Below are 20,239 nucleotides of genomic sequence, written 5' to 3' on the forward strand. Positions count from 1 at the left end.
CTTCACTGTGACCAGCCAGCCATTGCGAAGCGATCGAGTTCACCTCGCTTAGTCGGGTGCTTGAAAAGTAAATCGACTAGATCACTCCCTTCGATCAACGTCACGTTCAGCAGTGACGCTTGCTGTCGGGCCGATTGATTGAACCGGCGATTGGTGGCCGCAATGAGTTGGAACTCGACGCCCGGGTAGCGCGCGGAATAGGCCACGGAACCGGCCGCGACATCCTTGACAGCCTCCCAGCCCATCTCCTTACCCTCGACACCAGAGCTCTTGCATTGGATGAGCGCGCCACGATTGCCTTTGATTGCAACGATGTCCACACCGCCATCCCCCGTCTTCGGCGTCTTGATTGTTCGCGAGTAACCTTGCTTGCTCCACAGCAACGCGCAAAAGGACTCGAATGCATCCGGTCCCAAGGAACCGACATCGACAGGATTAAAGAGATCTTCGCCAAATGGCGAACCACCACCCGGCGCTTCGATGTCAGCGAAGTCAGATGGGGTCACATCGCCAACCCCATTGAGCATGTCATAGGACAGCGCGCGCTTCCGTTCAAGCAACACGTCCAGCTTCTCGTCGAAAGTCACGAAGTCGCCGCCAACCACAACGGGGTAGTAGACGTACACATCCTTTTGCTGCCCAATTCGATACGCGCGGTCAGTGGCTTGGTCTTCCTTCGCGGGGTTCCATGTGCGCGTGTAGTGAATGACATGATTGGCAGCCTGGATGTTGACGCCGAAGCCGACTGCAAGAGGGGAAAGAATGATCACGCCGAAACCAGGATTTTGCTGATAAGCCGTTATACGGGTTTGGCGACTACTTGCGGCCCCGGATTCTGTCGAGGTATCACCGTTGATCACGTCTGGCACGAATCCGAACACCTCAGATATGGCGCGTTGAATGACGCGCTGTAAGTCCCGGAACTCGCAGAAGACGATGACCTTGTCGCCAGATCCCGACGCCTCGATTTCCCTGAGCCGCCGCAGCATCCAGTCCATCTTGGGCGACGCCTTCTTGATGGTCTCGACGGATTCATCGCTGGTGGCAATATGACCGGGAGGCCGCGGATCAGAGCAAAGGCGGCGCAGGTATTGCAGCAGACCTAAAGGCGATTGCAGCCCACTACCCTGCCCTTGCCCACGTGATTTGAACTGAGCCACCGCATCCGCGTAGAGCGCCCGCTGGCGCGCGGAAAGCGGCAGCTTGCGACAGCCCTCATGCAAGATCTTCTTAGGCAGGTCCTTCGCGACCTCGGCTTTGGTGCGACGCAGCTTCTGTGGCTCGATAAGGCCGCGCAGCTCTTCAATGCGCGCCTTCTCGTCGTCGGTCTCCACCTCGATGGGCCTGCGGTATTTGCTGCCGAAGTCCTTCAACGAACCTAGCAAGCCAGGCTGCACAAAATCGAATAGGCACCACAGATCAGCCAACGTGTTCTCGACGGGCGTGCCGGTGCATGCGATCTTCAGTCTGGCGTTCTGCTTCTTGGCGGCCCGCGTCACCATCGCGTTGGGGTTCTTGATCTTTTGGGCCTCGTCGCAAACCATGACCGACCACTTCTGCGCAGCTAAGGAGAATTCCAGGTCGCGCAATGTCTCATAGGTCGTCAGCACCACGTTTGCCGAACCGAGCCAGTCCGATGCTAAGAGCTTGGGCGAACCCGACTCAATCAACCCGTCATCAAGCGCGGACCTCGGTGCTCGCTTTGCCGCGACGTTCGGGCCATACAGCGTGAGGACATCCATCGCTCCCTCAACGAAAAATTTCTCGATTTCGGCCTTCCAATTGTCCAGCAACGAAACGGGCGCGACGACCAAGAATGGATCGATGCGGGGCTCGAGCTCAAGCAGCGAGGCCATGAAGGCCAACAACTGAACGGTCTTTCCCAAGCCCATGTCGTCGGCCAAGAGTGCGCCACGGCATACCGACGGCGAATTGCGCCACATATTTTGTAGCCAAGCTAAACCGTCTCGTTGATGGTCTTTGAGCTCAATATCGGGGCGTAGGCTCGATGGTATCGCGGGTGGCGCCTTATCCGCTGACAGATCTCCACGCCGCTCCTCGTAATCAAGTCCATCTACATTGGGCTTGACCACCAAGCCCTTGCGCTCGACCATCTTGCGAGCCGACTTGTCCTTGCCAGGAATGTAGTTGCCGCCTTTGACTTCTTCCTTAACCTTGCCGAGGGTTTCGAGAGCCTCCTTGGCCCAGCCCGTCGGCACCGGTCTCGGACACCCAGGAAAGGAAAAGCTCTCTCGCTTTTCCTGCTCAGCCTGCTCAACCTCCTTGCGGAACTTGTCGAGGTTGCGCCCATCGAGCGGTATCGCCACCGTCTCGCCCTTCGAGTCGGTGAACCATAGACCAAGGTCGACGTTCTCCGGCACCCAACCGCCGTCGCCTTTCTTGGCGATAAAGGGCGAGTAATAGGGCTTCTCTACCCCGAAACCCTCTATGCGCTCGGAATACAGTGAGAGATCAAAGATGTCGGATACCGTGATCTTGCGCGGCGAGGCGAGCTTGGCCAACGCCGAACGCAGTTTCTCAACTTGATCTGGCGAGTCACCCAGGATTTCGAGGTCGAATCCCTTCCAATGACAGCACTGCGCTCCAGTGGCGAAGCGCTGTTCCATCTTTGCGATGAACGATCCGAGTTCGGTGGCGGACTCGAACTTGGACTCCTCCGCCACCAGCTTGCCCTCGAAGACCTGCTCAATGAGCAAGCCGACGTCGCACGGATAGCCAGATTGGTCCGCGACGACGCGTGCGGAAAACCGTTCGAAAACGATGCCTGCATCCTCTCGCGCTCGCTCGAACTGGTCCGGGTCGATCGCGACTGCGGCCGAGGGGCCAAGCGTCGCAAACGGGTTGCGCAAGAAGGCCTCCGCGCGAGCGCCGGCCACCCGACGCCCAGGCATCCGCCGAATCTCCGACAGGACCGCGCGCGCGTCCTCCGACATCAAGACGTGCACCAGACCGGAGCCGTTCGGTATCTCGTAGCGCTCCGGGACTACTTCGAATCTATCGAAGACTTCTAGCCATCGACTCGGAGCACCGTCGAAGCCGGGCATGATCTCCACCATGTCTTGTGCGCCCTCACCGCCCTTACGCATTTGGATGTCGATCCGTTCGGGAGTGAGTACGATTGTCTTGGCGAGGAAATCGGCAAGATCAGCATTCGCGTCGATGGCATGCCGTCTGATTCTGGCCCAATCTCGTTTGTTGTCTTCGGGGCTGTATCCCTCCGCAGAACGAGAGCGCCGCTCGGCAATGGCGTGGACCACTCGCCATACCGACTCGGAGAGCAGCGATTGCTCGCCATCGGCAGAGACGATCGCCCCCTGAATCTCCACGTTGCCGCTCGGCTGCGCGCCGGCCGGGTCGCGCCAGCCCGAGATTCCGATGGCGAAAGTTGCATCCGAGAGCCCGCCGCGGCTGGACAACATCGGGCGCCAGCCGCGCTTTGCGGGGAGCTTCAACAGATGAAGCGAGGCGGAGTAACCTTCCACTGCTTCAAGGCGATAATAGGACTCCCAGTCCATCGACGCGCCGGACGGCCGCACCTCGATGTAGCCCTCCTCCTCTAACTGCCGAAGCAATAGCACTAGTTCGGAGTCGGCGCCGAACACGCTGGGTTCATCAAGCCACGCCTCATCAGCAGGGTCCGGAATAAATGCTACGCCATGGCGCCCCCAAGACACATTGATCTTCGAACGGGGGTGAACTTCGGCTTGCTCGCCGACTCGCCTCGAACCGAACAATCGGATCATCTCCTCACTCCTTGATCCAACCACGGCCGCGCCGCGGCTGCTGCATACCCAAGGCTGCAAGCTGACGAGCTACGCCGGCCAGTTCGTCATCTGGCCCAATCCGAAGCGCGCCCCCCTTGGCCCTGTTATCCGTCACGGTGACATTACGCCCTTCCAACAGCTTTTCGAGATCAGGTACGCATACCGGCCGCTCTTTCGGCGCCACACCCAATCGCGGTAAGAGTTCGTCGTCAAACTTCTGTTCCCAACTTCTGAGAGCGACAGGCGCATCCCGGTGACTCTGCTTCCATTCGTGGAGTTCCGGCTTCAGTTGGCTGAGCACCACATAGTCCTTCGCTTTACCCGAAGTCAGCGCCCTAGATACGGCTGGCGGCAAGGCGTCCCAGCGAAGCAGATAGAACGCGTGGCCTGTGGCGCCAAACTCAATGGCGACATGAGCACCAATCCTCATCACGAACGCGTTGTTGTCGCCCGACGCGCCTTCAAGGTCTAGGAGCCGCCCTTTCGCACGCTCACGAAACTCCCTGAATAGCCGATCGCTTCGGTATTGCGCCGTGGGGCCAAGAGCGAACCACATATCGTCGACGAAGGGCGCGAAACGCAGCCAATAGACGAGGCGCCGCGTATCGCCAGTATCTTCGGCGCTGAGCAACTCAAAGAAATCCTGGATGAGCCGGCCTTTGAGCCACCCGAAAACCATCTCTCTCGCACGCGTGTCGGGCTGCTTTACCGCGTCTACGACGTGCGCATCCCAACTCGCTCTGCGCAACCAAGGGTTACCAATGACGCCGACTGCCGCGTCGCGCAGCCCAGGGTGCTCTGGCGTTGCAGAGCAACGCGCATATCGGGAAACCAGTAACGCGATGCCGCGAATCCGCAGCCGTTCGCCGACCTTCGCGCCCGCCTCACCCATTGCGATGCGCAGCAGATCAGGTAGTGCCGCCTTGAAACGAACATCGTCAAGCTTCTCCGCTGCCTCCATCTGCGCAAAGACGGCCGCCTCCATCACCCAGGAATCGCGATCGATGCCTAGGCTGTCCATCGCTTCTTCGAGCGAGGACGCATCGCCGCGCATCAAGTCAGGGACGAACTTGTCACAGGGCCGCCCAGTCAGAAATTCAGAATGTCGATCCAGAGCTTCGAACCAAGGCGGAACGTGGTCCAAGGCAATGGCCAATTGCTGCCGCTGACGTTGGAGCCAAGTCCGAAGTGTCGTCCAGCCCTTCACCGCCTTTGGGTCAAGATTGGACGCTCCAAGCGCAAACGAGAAGTAAGAGGCGAGCAATGCTTGAAAACAGCGCAGCTTGCGATGGATAGCCACCTGTTCCTCGACCTGTTTGCCTACCTGCTCACGCAATCTTTCCTCAGCGAGGATGCACCAGCCCTTGGCATCCATAGCGGAAACACCTAGGCAAACGTATTTGAGCTCGCGGAAGTTCGCGGCATGGCCAAGCCGTCGGAAGTCCTCGATCGAAGCCCAAATGGTCCGACTATCCACCTTGATCGCCGCTCCGCCATGATCGCGAATCACGCGCTCCTTCGCGTGCTCCATCGATTTCGCGTCTAGCCATAGGTCGGGATTCTTCGCCGCTTGCGTGAACGAGCGGGCCAAGCCTGATCGCAGCAATTCCAGCGCTTCGTTCATCGCAGGTCGTTCGGACAAGACTTGCCCGGATCAAGTGGAATGTCTGGCGTCGGCTCAGCCGCCGATCCGAAATCGCGGAACTCTAACCTGACCTCGACCCGTCGCATGCGTGCCGGACCATCGTTGGATGCAGTGTTGAAGGACGAGCCGCCGACCAAGAAGAGCGTCTGAATCTGCCTTCGATCGGCTTCGGAGAGCGCGTCGGGAACTTGTGTGTTTAGCAACGCGCACAAGACTCGCTGAGATCGCAGGTAGCTTAGATTCAGATTGTAGAGATAGTTACCGGTACGGCTGGCGAAGCCTTCGACTACAACACGCTTAAGCCACGTTTCGCAGCTCTTTGCGCGAGCCACCTTCAACACCTCGGGGACGAAGCTGCGAATAAAGCGCTCGTCGGCCGACCTCTCAAACGAGTGGTGCTGATCGGCGAACAGAACGACTGCGCCGAAGTCGATCGAGTTGCCGTGCACCGTCACTCCCTTGAACTCGGGGCGCTTGGTAACATCTTCGACTTCGGTCAAGCATTGTGCGATGGTCTTCTTGCGCAATTCGATCGTGTCGTCAATGACCTTTTGCTTCTGCGTGATGGCGATCAGGGCGACTGCCATCGACACGAGGAACAGCACCATAAGCGCCGTCATCAAATCGGAAAAGGAAATCCAGAAGGGCTTCTCCCCTTCGTCCCTGCCATTGCGCCGCCTAGATGATTTCGGACCAAACATCGCTTATCGCCCTCGACCGGCCGGAATCTCATCAACCGCATCGCCCAAATTCTTGATCGCTCCGGACAGTAGGTTGACGGCGTTCGATAGCTCAGACTGGAACTTGCGATTGCCCTCACCCAGCGTTCTGTCAATGTTGTCGCGGAAGGATTCGTGCGCACCCACGAGGACCTCGGTGACGCCTTTGAGATAGTCCTCTGACTGCTGCTGGGCCGCTGCGAGTTCGCGGGCCGCTGCCTGGATCTTACCAACGAGTTCCGAAGTCATTGCAGCATCCTTCTTGGCCGACTCGAAGGTCTGCCGCAGCTCCGCGACCATCGTGGCGAATGTGTCGCGCGTGCGTGCGTAGTCGGCGAAGATCCCCTTGGCGTTGTCGGTCGCCGTCGAGAGCTGCGCGGAGGCCGTCTTGATCGAATCGGTGGCCGTGGAGGCCGAGCGCATCGTTTCGGACACTCCTGAACCGGCTTTCGCGAAGTCGCTGGCTGCGACATAGAGGGTTTCCACCCCCGAATTGAGGCTAGCCATCGCCCGGTCTGTCGCGCCGGCCAAAGCCGACACGGACGTCTGCAAGGACTTGTTGGTCTCCACGGACTGCGAGAGCAGTTGCTCAACTTGGCCGGAGAGCGAGTTGATCGCCTGGCCAGTCGACTCCTCGAACCGCCGGGCGCGTTGGCCTTGCGACTCAGCGGCCTCCTCGGCCTGCTTTCGCAGCGTCTCGACCACGCCCGCGACCTGAGTCCCGACCGCCGCCAACGCCTCTCGTAGCTTTTCACCGGTCTCGGACTGAGACTGCGCGACCAACGAGCGAATCTGCTCGATGAATTCTCCCATCCGAGCGTTCATCGCCGACTGCCGGACGTCCATCGCATCGAGCGCTTGGGCGAGCTTCTCGCCCATCGAGTCCACCGTATTGTTACCGGCGGCGTCCATGTTCGCCGCAAGCTGTCCGAATTGAATCGCCGTGGCCTGCATCGATTCACTGGCCTTTTGCAACAGATCGCTCATGCCGCGCATCTGGCCGCCAAACATCTCCTGCATTTGCTCAGAGAAGCTCGCCAACACGTCGGTCAATAGCTTGTTGACAGCGTCTCCCTGACTACCGCTGACCTTCTGGACAGCCTCGGCCATCGCGGACATGGGACTGGCCAGCGATTCTGAAATGACTTTGGCCACGTCGACAGACATCTGGCCTGTGTACTGGGCTTGGGCCGCAATCTGCCGTTCGGTCAACGTCGTGAGGATCTCTTTGAGATCGACTACCAGCGAGTCGCGCATTTGCTGAGCTTGGGTCGCCGCGTCTTGGGACGACTTCGCGAGCTGTTGCAGGTATTCCTCTCCCGCCCCGCCCCTGAACATGCTATCGACCAGTTCGCGAATGTCCTCGACTTGGCCATAACAAACCGTGACGATCGTCTTCTCGATCCAAGTAATCAACATGGCTAGGCCGATGGCGAATGCCGAGACATAGAAGGCATGTCCCACCGAACTCACCAACCCTTGGAGCTGAGCTTGGGCCGCCGCCGGGTCGACGCTCACATCGAAATGCACGAGACCCTTGATGAGGCCGAGGAAGGTTCCGATGATCCCCAGGCCCGTGAGCACCCCGGGGAGATGCTTGAAGAAGTCCGTCTTCAAGCGACTGTCGACGATTGCCTGATCCGTGAAAAAAGTCTCGGCCAGCGCTGTCGAGCGCCAGCACCTGATGCGTTGCTGCCCCAGCTCGTCCTCATCGCCAAGCTGCTTGTGAAGCGTCTTGGCATATTCGGTCCACGGGTTGGACAAAGCTTCGGACTTCATCGCCTTGGTCTCGACCGCGGAGAGTTCGACAAGCTCCCCGTTCTTCTCGCCACGAATCGCCTGCAACGCCTCGATCGCGTCATCGAGATCGCGCCTCAGCTTAAACGACCGGATGAAAAACCTGACTAGAAAGTCCAGCGATAGACAGACCAAGACCAGCGCGACCACGCCGATGTGCCAATACTCCGCTGCAAGCTCACTCAGATTCATGCTTGGCATTTGTACTTCTTCCCCGTGCAATTCTTGGTCAATTCTATTCTTGGTCAATTCAATTTGGCGGCTCGCGAGCGGCCTGCTCTACGGCACGCGACGCGCTCTCTACGCCATACAGCGTCTGCATATTTCAACCATCGAAGGTCTGACGCTGGATCGAAACTACAGTCCGGACTCCCGCCGAGCCCCGCGCCTGAGCACATATCCGGCCAACGCCGCGTGCTGCGCTGCACCGTACCCCATCGCGCGTGATGGTGCCCCACTTTGAAATCGGCTTGTTGGTGCGCTGTTCCAGGCCTTCGCTCGACACGGCGGCCTTCAATCCGAGGTCCTTGCCCTCGCGAAAGCCTTGCAATAGCGACGCAAGCACGCGATTGGCTTGAATTTGAAGACCGACTTGAAGTCGTGGGCTGGCCGGTGAGAGCGGCTGGCCAAGTCACCATCAAGGTTCTTTGGCACAATGTCCTGACCGCTCTCTAAGTCGCGCGAAGTCGCCACTATCGTGCCGCAACGCGCTCCGATGTTGGAGCGTCGCAGCCCGCCGGTGAAATAGGCGCGCAACCTCAAGAACGCCAGCCGCTCCCACTACGCTTGTGACACATCGAATGACTTCGCCACGAGCCCATCCCAGTCGCGCCGCTCGCGACAACTTCCTTCCAATTACAAGCGCCTGCAACCCTTATCGCGGACTACCCCAAAGTTCACGCAGTGCAAGGTCTGATGGATGATCAACCGACAAGCTTTCTATCACGCAACATCTGTAAATACTTTTCGCCCTCGTCGTCCTCGTCGAAAATCTCTTCGCCATCGAGCATGTACGCCTTTAGTAAACTGGCGACTCCGTGCTCCTCGTCTCCGAGACTGACCTGACTTTGCCCCAATCGATAGTGAACAAAGGGGTTCTCCTGTCCGCCGGGGCCATTGAGCGCATCAAAGAAGCTCTGTCGCGCTGCCTCAAACTCTTCGAGCTGATATTGCGCATCACCGATCGATGCGCAGAGCCACGTGTATGCTTCCCAATCAACCCGCGGTTCGGGAAGCAACTCGAGAGCTGCACTCCATCGCTGAATCGCCTCATCGAACTTCGATGCATCACACAAGACATTACCCTGCTCCGAGAGAGCATCTAACTCATCTTGGATTTTTTTGGGAAGCCTAGTCATTTTTACTTGCTTCCCTTCGACGCACGCTTCGCGAATTCGAGATACTTCTTATCCTCACCGGAAAACGGTCTGTTTCCAAATTGTTCATACAGCGGCACAAAAAATTCCGCGGATTTATCTAGATCTCCGGCTTCAAAATACACCGTTCCGCTAAGAAAGCCGATTGTCAGATCCGGACCGGTTCCAGAACCGTACGCCTTTTTCATTTCTGCCAGCCAGTGAACAGCCTTATCAAACTGTTTAGTATCGCGATAAAAAACGACGAATCCACGTGTCATCGACTGCGCGAGGTCGTATTGCTCTCTAGGCTCGGGCAAGATCTCCCACGCCTTTGTGAAATTTACCTCGGCTTCAGCGATGTCTCCCTTCTTCCAAGCTTCCCGACCCGCCGCACCGTAAGCGTATACGTCTTTAGTGAGTTCCTCTGGTAGCTTCATGGCCATATGCACCTTACTTCAATGGGGGTAGATAACGTTCGCCCAGTTTAGCACCAAGGGATCTGTTGACCCAGTATGGTTGCAAATCGTAATTCTTGGAGTCGAGCATCCATGCACGAACCTCTGGAGCTTTCGCCCCATACTCTCGCCCAACATTGTTCCACCAGGTAACCGCGTCCGTTTGGTGCGCCATATCAGCATCTTTAAGCGGATACCAGTTGCCCTTGTACTCAAACTCTTTCTCTCCAGTGAACGGATCTTCGCGTAGCCTGCCTTCCTTTTCGAGCCGCGCCTGCACTTCCTTGCCCGTCCGTGAATTCTTGCCTGGGGTACGCCCGAGGTACCGTTCGCGCAGTGACTTACGTCGCCTGAGTACTTTTGCTCCATCCCCGACTGCATCTCCGGCACCGGCACCTTCAGTTGCACCAGTCGCCTTGCCGACCGCCGTGGGTGCGTCGGCAGCCTTTGCGCCTTCAGCAACAGCGCCTTCAGTCTTAAGCACCTTCCCAGCGGCCGAAGCGGTCTTAGTCAGTTCAGCTCCTTCAGCAGCACCAACCTTACCCAGAGCCGCCATACCTCTGACTCCGCCCTTGGCCAGCCCGGCTCCTCCAGCAAGAAGTGACGCCGCCGTCGCAATCTTGTCGCCACCGGCCTGGGCCGCATTGCTCATCTGGAACTTGGGTAGCTCGATAGAGCCGGCACTCGCCTTGACTTCCTGCGCCCCCTGCATCAGCGCCTCAGCAGACTGCGTTTGCCCAAACACACTTTGCATAGCCGCAGCCTGCTCCATTTGCCCTGCGGTTTGGAGCGTACTGCCTTTGATCAGCAACTCACCAATATCGGACGGTATATTGGCAATCCCTTTGACAGCGCCCTTCGTCGCCTCCCATGGATGATCTGCGGCCTCACTCAGCTCGTGCTTCGTATTGCCCCACCATTTGGAGAACCAACCCTCCTCTTCTGGTGTTTCCGCTTTCACCGGCGGATTGGCTGAAGACGCAGGGGCGCTCGACATCGACGCCTGACCGTACAATCTGCCGACAGTATTGCCCTTGTCACCCACAGTACGCTCCCCGACTTATTTTTTGCTCATCTGTTCTCGAACCTTCGCCGGCGGGTCGGGCGGAAACTTCGCCCCCTTCGCAATCATCAGCGCGCGCAGACGCTCGAATTTTTCCAAGCGCTCCTTGCCCTCGGGCGACAACCCTGGTGCGGGAGGCGTCTGTGCCGTTCTGACCGGTTGCCCATCCTTATCCAACGAGATGTCGGTGACCGTGGCCTGCTTGGCCTCCGGTTGCAGTGCGTCGATGTCTTTCTGCACGGAGTAGGCCACGCTCACGCCGTTCGTCGTATGGGCGTTGACATCGGCACCATGCTCAACGAGAAAAATCGCAATGTCCGGCTTGGCGACGTCGAGCGCGGAATCCAGTGCGGTCCCGCCAATGCTGTCGCGATGATTGATGTTTGCGTGATGTTCGACCAGCAGCTTTACTCGCTCCATCGCGCCGTTGCCTTCCATCGCCCGCTGCAACAGACTCGAGCCATCGCTATCGACCGTATCCGGCGACAAGCCCCCATCGAGCATGGCCTTCAGGTAGCGAGTGTCTTCATTGGTGATCGCGAAGTACATCGCGCTACCCAGCCCCTCCACAATTTGAGCGTCCGGCTTTGAGCCATGCGCGATCAGTTCGCTGATCGCGGGGAAATTCTTGGTCGAGATGGCAAACCAAAGCAACGTCATCTCTTGTCGCCCGGGCTTGTTCACGTCGATCCCGGACAACGCCGATTTCAGTTGAGCAACGTCGCCATCGCTGATCGCCTTGGCAGCAGACAGATAGCTGCCGTCAAAATACTTGCTGGGTGAGTTCGCGCTCATATTGCATCCACTTACGATGATTGTTAGTGCAGAGACAGCGGCTAGAGCCATCCACCGCCACCGCGCCGTATACCTCACGCTTCGGGCCGGCGAAGTTGTCGTATTGGTCCTCAAGGACGAGTCTCCTGAACGATCGTCGCCTGATCGGCTGTTTTTTGTGCTTCGATGCCATCGATGACCTGGTTCATGCCATGGCGTGCGACCGCACCACCCGTTCCCGGAAGGATGTGCGGCGTGCCTACAGCTGTAGGCATCATGCCGTGACTGCCTTCCTGAACCTTCGTCAGGATCTCCCCTTCCACGCGGTAGGCCTGAATATCGGATGCCACCGGTGTCCCGCCATAGCGCGCTACCGTCGCCGGATTGAGGCCCGCTGCGTTGAATGTAGTCGCAGCCAAGCCACTTGCGCGCGATGCGGCAGAACCCATGCCGCCGCCGAGCGAATGCCCCACAATATCCACATCGGTTCCACTCTTCTCAAGCGCTCGCCCGATCTTGACTGCACGATCGTAATAAGCTGAGTTCTTATTGGCTCCTTGAGCGATGTTATTGGCCCAGTCGGACCACTTGTACTTGTCTGTTCCCTGAAAAACCACCTGCGTCTTGAAGTCGTTTCCGAAAACTGCCGGATCGGGCTCGTAGACCTGCGCACGAAAGTTTGTCCCCGGTATCGAAAAATCGTTGGGCTTCAACTTGAACTGAGCCAGTTTCGCAGGGTCGCTGCTGACGTTCGTCCATCCCTCTGGCGCCGCCTGCCCCGGGTGGTAAACGTTCTCAGCCAAGCGCGCCTTTTCGACGGCCGTATTGTTTTGCTCGAAGCGATTTGCCGCCGCTTCGAGTTTGCTCCGCTCCGGTCCCGGCGGCATCGAAGCAGCTTTCTGCCGTGCCTCGGCAATCTGGGCCTTCCGACCTCGCCAACGGGCAGCTTTTGCTTCCTTCCCGACGTAATTGCCGTTCATCCAGAACTGATCGCTGTGACGTACGACCATCTTGCTCTCGACCCGGACGGTCTTGCTATGGTCGATAGGCCAGCACTTGGCGCCAACGGTTCCGCTTTCGACGCCATGTGCCACACCGGCCTGGTCGCCGATCGTATCCGGCGCGAAACTCGAATCGAACCGCACGATCGGATTCCCGTTCGCAAAGACCGTCTTCGACGTCATCTGACTGTCGCCAAGGCTTGCCGTGACAGGATAAGGTACGGGCGGCGTGCTACTCCCCATGGGGGTCTTGCATACGTCGGGCATCATCGACACGATGGTCCACTGGCCATCCTTGCGAGCCATTACGTTGTCTGCCACGCGTCCTCCGGTTCGCTGGTTGTTTTCGGGGTAGCCACTCGCAGCAGAGGCGCATGCCGATCCAGTTCGAATCGTGCCTCGCACACGCGCACCGCCGGCTGCAACGGAAAAACGGCCCGCCATGTAGCCGATACGCGCATTTCCTCGGTATCGATCAAAAGTGTGTCGAGCTTCATCTCGAGTGGCACGATTTCACCGCTCTTGAAGCGAAGCGCCACAAGCGCGCGATGCCCCGGAAGCCTCGCACGCAAAAAGCCTGCACGCGTGTGCTCCGGCAGCGCGAGATTGGCAAGCTCGAAGGCGAGTCCCGGCGCAGGCCATTCGATCTGCTGATCTGCCGGCGCACCGTTCCAATAGTGGAAGTCATGATCCACCGGATGGTACGGCCATCTTGTCTTATGCCAGGCCTCGTCGTAAGTCCCGGCAAACTGCAAACGGGGTGTCCAGGCGCGACCGACAACACCCAATCCGACCGGCGTCGTCGCGTAGCGGGCTACGACCTCTTTCATCTGCTTGGCATCCAGCCCCGAAGCGGAGTGCTCGGCAACGTCGAGACTGGTTATCGGAATGTCCCATGCTTCTATCTGCGGCGCCGCAATTTCGGCAATCTTCGGTAACGGTCCTGGAATCGATGATGCACACAACGAAGCGACGACCGACTTATGGGTCGCCCGATCGAGGAAGCGCTTCTCGACCCAACCGCGGCCCAGCGGGTTGGTGAAGCAGACTTCGTTCAGCTCAAGATCCGCGCTCGCCCCCTTTGCGCTCTGCGCAAGGGCGATGCGGCTCGTGCCGCCGTATGCCTGCTCCCAGCGCACCGGAACAGCTCGTGTCGGCTCAGGTTCACCGAGCTTCCACCCGCGCCAGCCCTTCGTAAACGAGCGCGGCCCCGTTACGCGCAGTCCTTTATCGATGACCATCGTGCCGGCATCGAAGACCCGTACGCGAGCGGGCCACGAAGCCGCAGGGGTGCCATGCGGGGCGTGTGCCGTCGCACGAACAAGGACATCACACTTCGGCTTGAACGGCGCGAGATCGCTTTCCCATTTCACACTGCTCTTACCCGTTTCGCCTTCGTATTCGTCTGCCATCGCCAACGGGACGGCGTTGTCACCGCTCAGCAACACGCAACGATGTGTATCGCCATCGGGGTCGAACGATTGCGCCGGCTCAAGCCGATACGCCGCCTTGAGCGCCACCACGTGGATTTCGTTGCCCGGCACGTCGACGGCATTGAACGCCATCGCATGCAAGGGCGTGAGGTTACGGAACTCCATCGTCGTAGCACTTAGTTCAGATCGACGGTCTTGCCGTCGACCTTCACCGCGTCGGAACCGAGAATGTCGATGCTCGTCCCGCTAATCGTGATGTGTCCGCTGCTTTCGAGAACGATGGACGCTTTACCGGTTCGCAACTCAATACGATCGCCCGCAGTAACCGTATAGGTCTTGCCCACCATCGTGGTTTTCGACAGCCCCACTTCCTCGGCGCTGGCAAGCCCGGCCGCCGTATTGATCGCGCCCGCTACCGTCACCGTATACGCGCCGCCAACGGTCAGGGCTTTAGCCAGCCCCACCGTCTCCGTCGACGTCAGTGCAATCAGGAGATTCTCCATCCCCTCGATCGTCTCGTTCCGGTTGCCGCCGACCGTCAGCGTCTCGTTGTTGCCAACAGTCTCGGTACGATCCACCCCAATGTGAATCGTCTCGTTGTTGTCGACGGTTTCCGTGCGATCGTGGCCGACGTGTACCGTCTCATCGTGATCGATGTTCTTGGTGCGATCGTTGCCAACCCAATGCGATTCATTGTGCTCGACCTCGATGCGCTGGTCCTTCTCGGCGTGTAGCCAGACCTCTTCCTCCCCCTTCTTGTCCTCGAAGCGAATCGCATTGGCCGTGTTGACGTTACCGGTCTTGGTCGAACGCGTCAAAATCCCGCTCTGTGTCGCGTTGGCTGGCAACGCCCACGGCGGCATGTTCTGCGAGTTGTAAACGCGCGACGTCACGAGGGGACGGTCCGGATTTCCGTCCAGGAAGCTCACGACCACCTCATCCCCGATTCGCGGAATCTGAATCATCCCGAAACCGCTACCCGCCCACGGCTGGCTCACGCGCACCCAGCAGGAACTCCCTTGGTCGCGTTTGCCGAGACGATCCCAGTGGAACTGCACCTTCACCCGGCCGAGACTATCCGTATAAATCTCCTCGCCTTTCGGACCTACGACGATCGCCGTCTGCGGCCCGACGATCGTCGGACGCTCCCCTTCGAATGCCGGACGGTACGGAATTTTCTTTCGAATGCAGGTGAAGCTGCACGAATACGCCGAACTCCCCTCACCGGGCTCATAGTTGTTCGTGCCGGTGTGTGACACGGTCAGCAACAGGAATTGCCGGTCTTCCTGTTTGGTGCTTGCGTGATCGTAGTGGTCGTCCAGCTCGAAGTATCGGCACGGCATCATCCGCCGACCCGTCGTCACCCCGACGAACGTCTTGCTGTGTGCAGCCAGCGCTTCCGTCCGGAAGCGCGTGAGCTCTTCACCCCGATCGCTGTCAGCGAAGCCATGCTCGCCGAGGTAGTCGTAGATCTCGTAGGACGGGACATCACCTTGATTGACCTCCGTTCCACCCGACACGAATCGCCGGGCATGAGGAATCTTGTAGTCGAAAGTTTTCAGTCCGACCGTGTCCGGTGCAAGCTGACGCTGTGCTTGAAATGACGTGATGACGGCGAGATTGTCCATCGCCTCGCCCTGGTTGTATTGCAGCGATGGACTGCGCCCGTCGATCGGCTTCGCGGTCACCGAGTTATCGGCAATGATCAGCTTGTGCCCATCCTTCGCATGCTCGAAGTAATAGAACAAACCATCCTCTCGCATCAGCCGTTCGACGAAAGCGAGATCCGTCTCACGGTACTGCGTGCAATAGCTGCGATTCTGCGTTCCTTTCGAGAGCCGGAACTCAAACGACGCGAGCTTGCCGTACTCACGAAACACGCGCGCGAGAATCGCCTCTGTATTCTCTTCCTGAAAGATCCGAATGTCCTGCCGGCGAGAGAGCATCCAGAGCCACGGAAGGATCGTTGCGCTGTACATCGCAAAACCACCGTCGGTATCGAGATGCGAAAACGCTGCGACGTATCCGTGGAAGTAACGCTCTTCCGAGCTGGCGAGCGCATCAGTCAACTGCAACGTGATTGTCACAGGTTGGCCGATCAGCTTCTTCAGCTCGATATTCTTGTCCTGCGACGCGAGCCGGACATGCATTTCGAAATTCTGAGATAACCCCTCGGTACAATGGAAATCGACGAGCACGAGATCCGATCGACCTTTCAGTGGCGTTTCAATCGTAAACAGGCGATTGCTCTGGAGCTGGAAGAAGCTCGCGATTTCGGACATTTGCATATGTAGCCTCGGAATCTCTCAGCGGAGGGGCAGTTTTTTGTCGGCGCGGCCATTTTAATATGCCTGCGCGCCATTTGGACTAGATGTCGGTTTCCGGAAAAACAGGGACGGATTATCTCGGATTGTCGAATATTTTCAGCAAATGGACCAGCTGCTGTCACATTACGAACGTGAAGTCGGGTTACTTGCGCGCAGTCTGGCGGAGTTCGCTCAGCGCTTTCCGAAGATCGCAGCACGCCTCGGCATAACTGGCGGACACGTCGAAGATTTGCACGTCGACCGGATGGTGCAGACGTTTGCGCTATTAGCGGCACGTGTCGATGCGAAGCTTGATGACGATTACCCGCAATTCACCGAGGCACTTCTCGAAATTGCCTATCCGCAGTATCTGCGCACGGTCCCGTCATGCGCGGTTGCCTCGTTCGACCCATCGGTTCTGTTCGGTCAGCTTACCGAACCGCTGACAATAGCGCGCGGCACGATGCTGGACGCCAATGCTGCACCGTGCCGCTTCCGTACAGTCTACGACGTCACGTTGTCGCCATTGCGCATTCATTCGGCACGCTATTCACCAGCGACGCTTGCGCCAGCTGCGGCGCGCATCCCGCCAGAAGTGACGGGGATCATTTCGATTACCTTTACAAGCGAATCCGCGTCGCAAGCATTCGATGACACCATTCCGTCCGCCCCAGTGCGGGTACATCTGTCCGGAGAGCGGCCGCTCGTCGCCGCGCTTTCCGATACGCTGTTGCTTCGCGCATCGGCCGCCTACGTGGAGGTGGACGACAGCGGACGTTGGACCCGCTTGTCGAAAGTCCCCATTGAGGCGGCCGGCTTTGCGGATGACGAACGATTGTTGCCGAACGAAGACGATACAAGCGCACAATCGTTCCGGCATCTGATCGAGTATTTTGCCTTCCCCGAGAAGTTTGATTTCGTCGACATCGACCTGGGTCGAATGCGTCGCGCCGCGCGCGCCGAAGCAGCTCGACGGCTGACGCTTCACATCGCCGTGCAAGGCACCGCCCATGATTCCGGCGCCGCTCAGATCCTGGCAACGCTGAACATCAGCACGTTCCGATTGTTTTGCACACCGGTCGTCAACCTGTTCGAACGCGCGGCAACGCCTATCCAGCTAACCAGTCACGACGCCACCTATCCGATCACGCCGACCCCGTTGGCAACCGGCGTTCCGCTGGGCGTCTACTCGGTTGAGGCCGTGTATTTGGGCGAGCGTACGAAGTCGGGCGAAGACAAGGCCGCCATCGCTTCACACGCGGCACCACGCACGCAGGTGTGGCCGTATCGTGCATTCAGTCACGCGCGGCCCATGGATTCGTCCGCCATCTATTGGCTGGCATACCGAGATCCGGAAGCCACGCCGGACGGCGCGCTGGCGGAATCGCAACTGGCGCTGGTCGATTTAAAGGGTCAAACCGCTCATCCGCGCCACCCCCAGGTCGATGTCGATGTCCTGGCAACCAACGGAGCAATGCCGTCCCGGCTGCCGATCGGTGCCCCGGATAGCGATCTCCTATACGAGGGTTCGGCATTGGCGTGCCCGATCATGCTGCTCTCCCGCCCCACCTTGCCGGCTACCTTGCCGCGTGGCGGTGCACTTTGGCGCGTCCTGTCGGCCCTGGCGCCGCATCCGCTCGACCTGACGCGGACCGGACTACCCGCGCTGAAGGAGTTTCTCCGTTTCCATGCTCCGCGTTCCAGCGTGGTTGCTCAACGTTGCATCGACGCGATCGCATCCCTCGACTACAAACCGGCGATCAGGTGGATGTCTCTCGACAATCACTTCCCGTCATTTGTTCGCGGTGTGGAGATCCTGCTTTCGTTCTCCGAGGCTGCGACACGAGATGTCAGCCTGCATCGGTTCTCGGCTGTCATGGACCGATTCTTCGGCCCGTACGCTCAGTCAAACAGCTACGTTCAGCTCGTCGTGTTATCGGCCGAGAGCGGCAAGGAGCTTTTGCGGTGCGCGCCGCAGCCCGGCACGCAACCATTGATCTAACTCAATGAACATATCCAGCAAGAATCCCGATACTCCCTCCAGCCTGGAAGCCCACCGTCTGCCCACGCATGATCAATACAGCCGGCGCCTCTGAAATTGCTCGTTGGAGCAGCCAACTGAAGCCGGGACCTGACAAGCCCGCCGCGAGCAACGCGGGATTCATGCCAAGCAACATTGCGTCACCCGCCCAGCCATAAATCGCCGACAACGACCCGTCGACGTAAATCGTGCCGCCCTGAAAATCCGATCGCGACAGCTCTGTTCCACGAAACGCGCTCGTCATGTAGATACTGCCGTAGCTCGGGAAGTCCAACGTGGAGCCCGCTGCGCCGACGCTACGGCCACGGATCGGCGGCAGCTTGATCTCAGGTGTCGAGAACCTCGGCAATTTGATTTTCGGGATCTTCAGACCCGCGCCGATCCCGATGCCGACGCCACCGTAGTAGAAGCTCTGATCGTGCTTCTCAGGGTCGGTCAGTATGATCGTGCCGCCCGTTGCCATTACGATCTCAACGCTCAGGCCACCGCCTGCCCCGGTGTTATAGGTCCACTTGCTCAGCCTTAGAAATGACATACCCGCGCCCCAGTGATCTGGTTATTGTCGTGACGGAAGGTTGACCAGCCCACAAACGATGAAACCCAATCCGAAAACAGCGAAAAAGACCGCGTTCCCCCAGATCGCATCGAACCGATCGATTCTCGCAGTCGGAATCGGATTCTCGGCAAGATAGCGCACCTGCGGTCGATCGCCGACGGCCATTTTTGACACGATACCGCCTTGCGGATACGAAACGTGTTCGCCTGCCTTGGTCATGAACTCAATTTCAGGGTGATAGCCGCCCGCGTTCAACTTCACCACTTCTCCCGGCACCATGATCGACGTCCGCATGAATTCACGCGTCAGCTGAACGTTTATCGCCGCTGCGATCAAAAAACCGAATCCGATTACGACAAAGGCTACGGCCTTATACATAAATGTGCTCGCTCGTTCTTCAAATGGCAGTCGGGATGATACACAACGCGAGCCCGGAACATGGGACTGTCCCGCGGCATTCCAGTGGCTCAAGAGAGTACCAACCAAGCATGTCGGAACGCACAACCGACGCGTGCAACAAAAAATAACCTTGTCTACTCTCGCGCTATATCCGCGACCGAAAAATCATAACCCCGCACATGATCGCGAACGCAGCCATGATGGTAAAAGCGATCGGCGAATCCCAGATTGCAACAAAGACATTCATCGTTGCGCTGCAATTGGGATCGTCGGCTTGGTATCTCACCTCGACTCTCTGACCGAGCTCCACTTTCGTGACAATCCCGCCTTGCGGGTACGAAATCTGCTGCCCCGCCTGGGTGGTGAATTGAATCTCGGGATGGTGTCCGCCAGCATTGAGCTTCACATAGTCCGTCGAGACGCATCGACCGCCGCGCTCCCTTGCGATTGTTCGCATCAGCTTCAATCCAAGCTTCCGGCTGAACCGCTAAGGCCACCCATCGGACCCGAGCGTCGGAGTCGCGTACTTCGCAGCATGCACACTCCTCGCAGCCGCCCAAGCCTGACTCGTGCCCGTCCAGCGAACAAAAGAGCATCGATGTGCATCCACGTTGATCCAATTGGGTTACATAGTGGTTACACGAGCATGTCTACAGCGGATGGGGAATTTGAAAATATCAGCTAACGTACTGATTTGACTGGCCCGCCCTACACGATTCGAACGTGTGACCTACGGCTTAGAAGGCCGTTGCTCTATCCAACTGAGCTAAGGGCGGTCGGGGAGAAAAGACACGGCCTGGCGCGGACCGCATTCGGCATCGGGCTTTCGAGTAGCGAAGCAGCGGCAACCCCGCCCACTACCCCAAACAACGCAAAGCCCCGAAACAAAACGGGCCCGGCATGCAGC

Annotated in this window: 15 protein-coding genes and 1 tRNA gene; 1 reads left to right on the top strand and 15 read right to left on the bottom strand. The window is 58.6% G+C overall.

Features of this window, described 5'->3' with window-relative positions; translation table 11 throughout:
* Positions 1–2: 2 nt before the first annotated feature.
* The 11 genes from HWX62_RS08365 to tssI all read right to left on the bottom strand — a co-directional run bounded on the left by HWX62_RS08365 (position 3) and on the right by tssI (position 16,318).
* Positions 3–3,764 (bottom strand): SNF2-related protein, encoded by a 3,762-nt coding sequence (locus HWX62_RS08365; protein WP_175929455.1) that lies wholly within the window; start codon positions 3,762–3,764, stop codon positions 3–5.
* 4 nt (positions 3,765–3,768) lie between these two features.
* Positions 3,769–5,409: an EH signature domain-containing protein gene (locus HWX62_RS08370; protein WP_175929456.1), complete on the bottom strand. Its 1,641-nt coding sequence runs from the start codon at positions 5,407–5,409 to the stop codon at positions 3,769–3,771.
* Positions 5,406–6,131, bottom strand: a complete 726-nt coding sequence (locus tag HWX62_RS08375; protein WP_006490605.1) for a flagellar motor protein MotB — start codon at positions 6,129–6,131, stop codon at positions 5,406–5,408. The genes HWX62_RS08370 and HWX62_RS08375 overlap by 4 nt, the downstream gene beginning before the upstream one ends.
* A gap of 3 nt (positions 6,132–6,134) precedes the next feature.
* Entirely contained in the window at positions 6,135–8,138 is a 2,004-nt protein-coding gene (gene zorA / locus HWX62_RS08380; protein ID WP_234461224.1) for an anti-phage ZorAB system protein ZorA, read from the bottom strand.
* Positions 8,139–8,869: 731 nt separating this feature from the next.
* Complete coding sequence (locus HWX62_RS08385; RefSeq protein WP_069617131.1) at positions 8,870–9,304, bottom strand: tetratricopeptide repeat protein; 435 nt, start codon at positions 9,302–9,304, stop codon at positions 8,870–8,872.
* Positions 9,305–9,306: 2 nt separating this feature from the next.
* Positions 9,307–9,741, bottom strand: a complete 435-nt coding sequence (locus HWX62_RS08390) for a hypothetical protein (protein WP_124714746.1) — start codon at positions 9,739–9,741, stop codon at positions 9,307–9,309.
* Between the two features lie 13 nt (positions 9,742–9,754).
* Positions 9,755–10,804: a GH-E family nuclease gene (locus HWX62_RS33030; protein ID WP_012492503.1), complete on the bottom strand. Its 1,050-nt coding sequence runs from the start codon at positions 10,802–10,804 to the stop codon at positions 9,755–9,757.
* Positions 10,805–10,819: 15 nt separating this feature from the next.
* Positions 10,820–11,617 carry an ankyrin repeat domain-containing protein gene (locus HWX62_RS08400; protein WP_175929458.1) on the bottom strand — a complete coding sequence of 266 codons (798 nt, stop codon included), beginning with the start codon at positions 11,615–11,617 and terminating at the stop codon, positions 10,820–10,822.
* Positions 11,618–11,727: 110 nt separating this feature from the next.
* Complete coding sequence (locus HWX62_RS08405; RefSeq protein ID WP_175929459.1) at positions 11,728–12,918, bottom strand: PAAR-like domain-containing protein; 1,191 nt, start codon at positions 12,916–12,918, stop codon at positions 11,728–11,730.
* Positions 12,903–14,195, bottom strand: coding sequence for a DUF2169 domain-containing protein (locus HWX62_RS08410; RefSeq protein WP_175929460.1), 1,293 nt, complete (start codon positions 14,193–14,195; stop codon positions 12,903–12,905). The genes HWX62_RS08405 and HWX62_RS08410 overlap by 16 nt, the downstream gene beginning before the upstream one ends.
* 11 nt (positions 14,196–14,206) lie before the next feature.
* Positions 14,207–16,318, bottom strand: coding sequence for a type VI secretion system tip protein VgrG (gene tssI, locus HWX62_RS08415; RefSeq protein WP_048025842.1), 2,112 nt, complete (start codon positions 16,316–16,318; stop codon positions 14,207–14,209).
* Positions 16,319–16,460: 142 nt separating this feature from the next.
* Between tssI and tssF the strand changes: the two genes are divergently transcribed.
* Positions 16,461–18,338 carry a type VI secretion system baseplate subunit TssF gene (tssF, locus tag HWX62_RS08420; protein WP_175929461.1) on the top strand — a complete coding sequence of 626 codons (1,878 nt, stop codon included), beginning with the start codon at positions 16,461–16,463 and terminating at the stop codon, positions 18,336–18,338.
* A 1-nt stretch (position 18,339) separates the two neighbouring features.
* On the opposite strand, the gene HWX62_RS08425 is transcribed toward tssF, so the two are convergent.
* The 4 genes from HWX62_RS08425 to HWX62_RS08440 all read right to left on the bottom strand — a co-directional run bounded on the left by HWX62_RS08425 (position 18,340) and on the right by HWX62_RS08440 (position 20,108).
* Positions 18,340–18,840, bottom strand: a complete 501-nt coding sequence (locus HWX62_RS08425) for a hypothetical protein (protein WP_244135999.1) — start codon at positions 18,838–18,840, stop codon at positions 18,340–18,342.
* Positions 18,841–18,933: 93 nt separating this feature from the next.
* Positions 18,934–19,311, bottom strand: coding sequence for a DUF3592 domain-containing protein (locus HWX62_RS08430; protein ID WP_175929463.1), 378 nt, complete (start codon positions 19,309–19,311; stop codon positions 18,934–18,936).
* 166 nt (positions 19,312–19,477) lie between these two features.
* Positions 19,478–19,789 carry a DUF3592 domain-containing protein gene (locus tag HWX62_RS08435; RefSeq protein ID WP_175929732.1) on the bottom strand — a complete coding sequence of 104 codons (312 nt, stop codon included), beginning with the start codon at positions 19,787–19,789 and terminating at the stop codon, positions 19,478–19,480.
* 242 nt (positions 19,790–20,031) lie between these two features.
* Positions 20,032–20,108: transfer RNA gene (locus HWX62_RS08440), tRNA-Arg, on the bottom strand.
* Positions 20,109–20,239 lie beyond the last annotated feature (131 nt).

The organism is Burkholderia sp. BCC0506 (assembly GCF_902833145.1).
Lineage (GTDB): Bacteria > Pseudomonadota > Gammaproteobacteria > Burkholderiales > Burkholderiaceae > Burkholderia.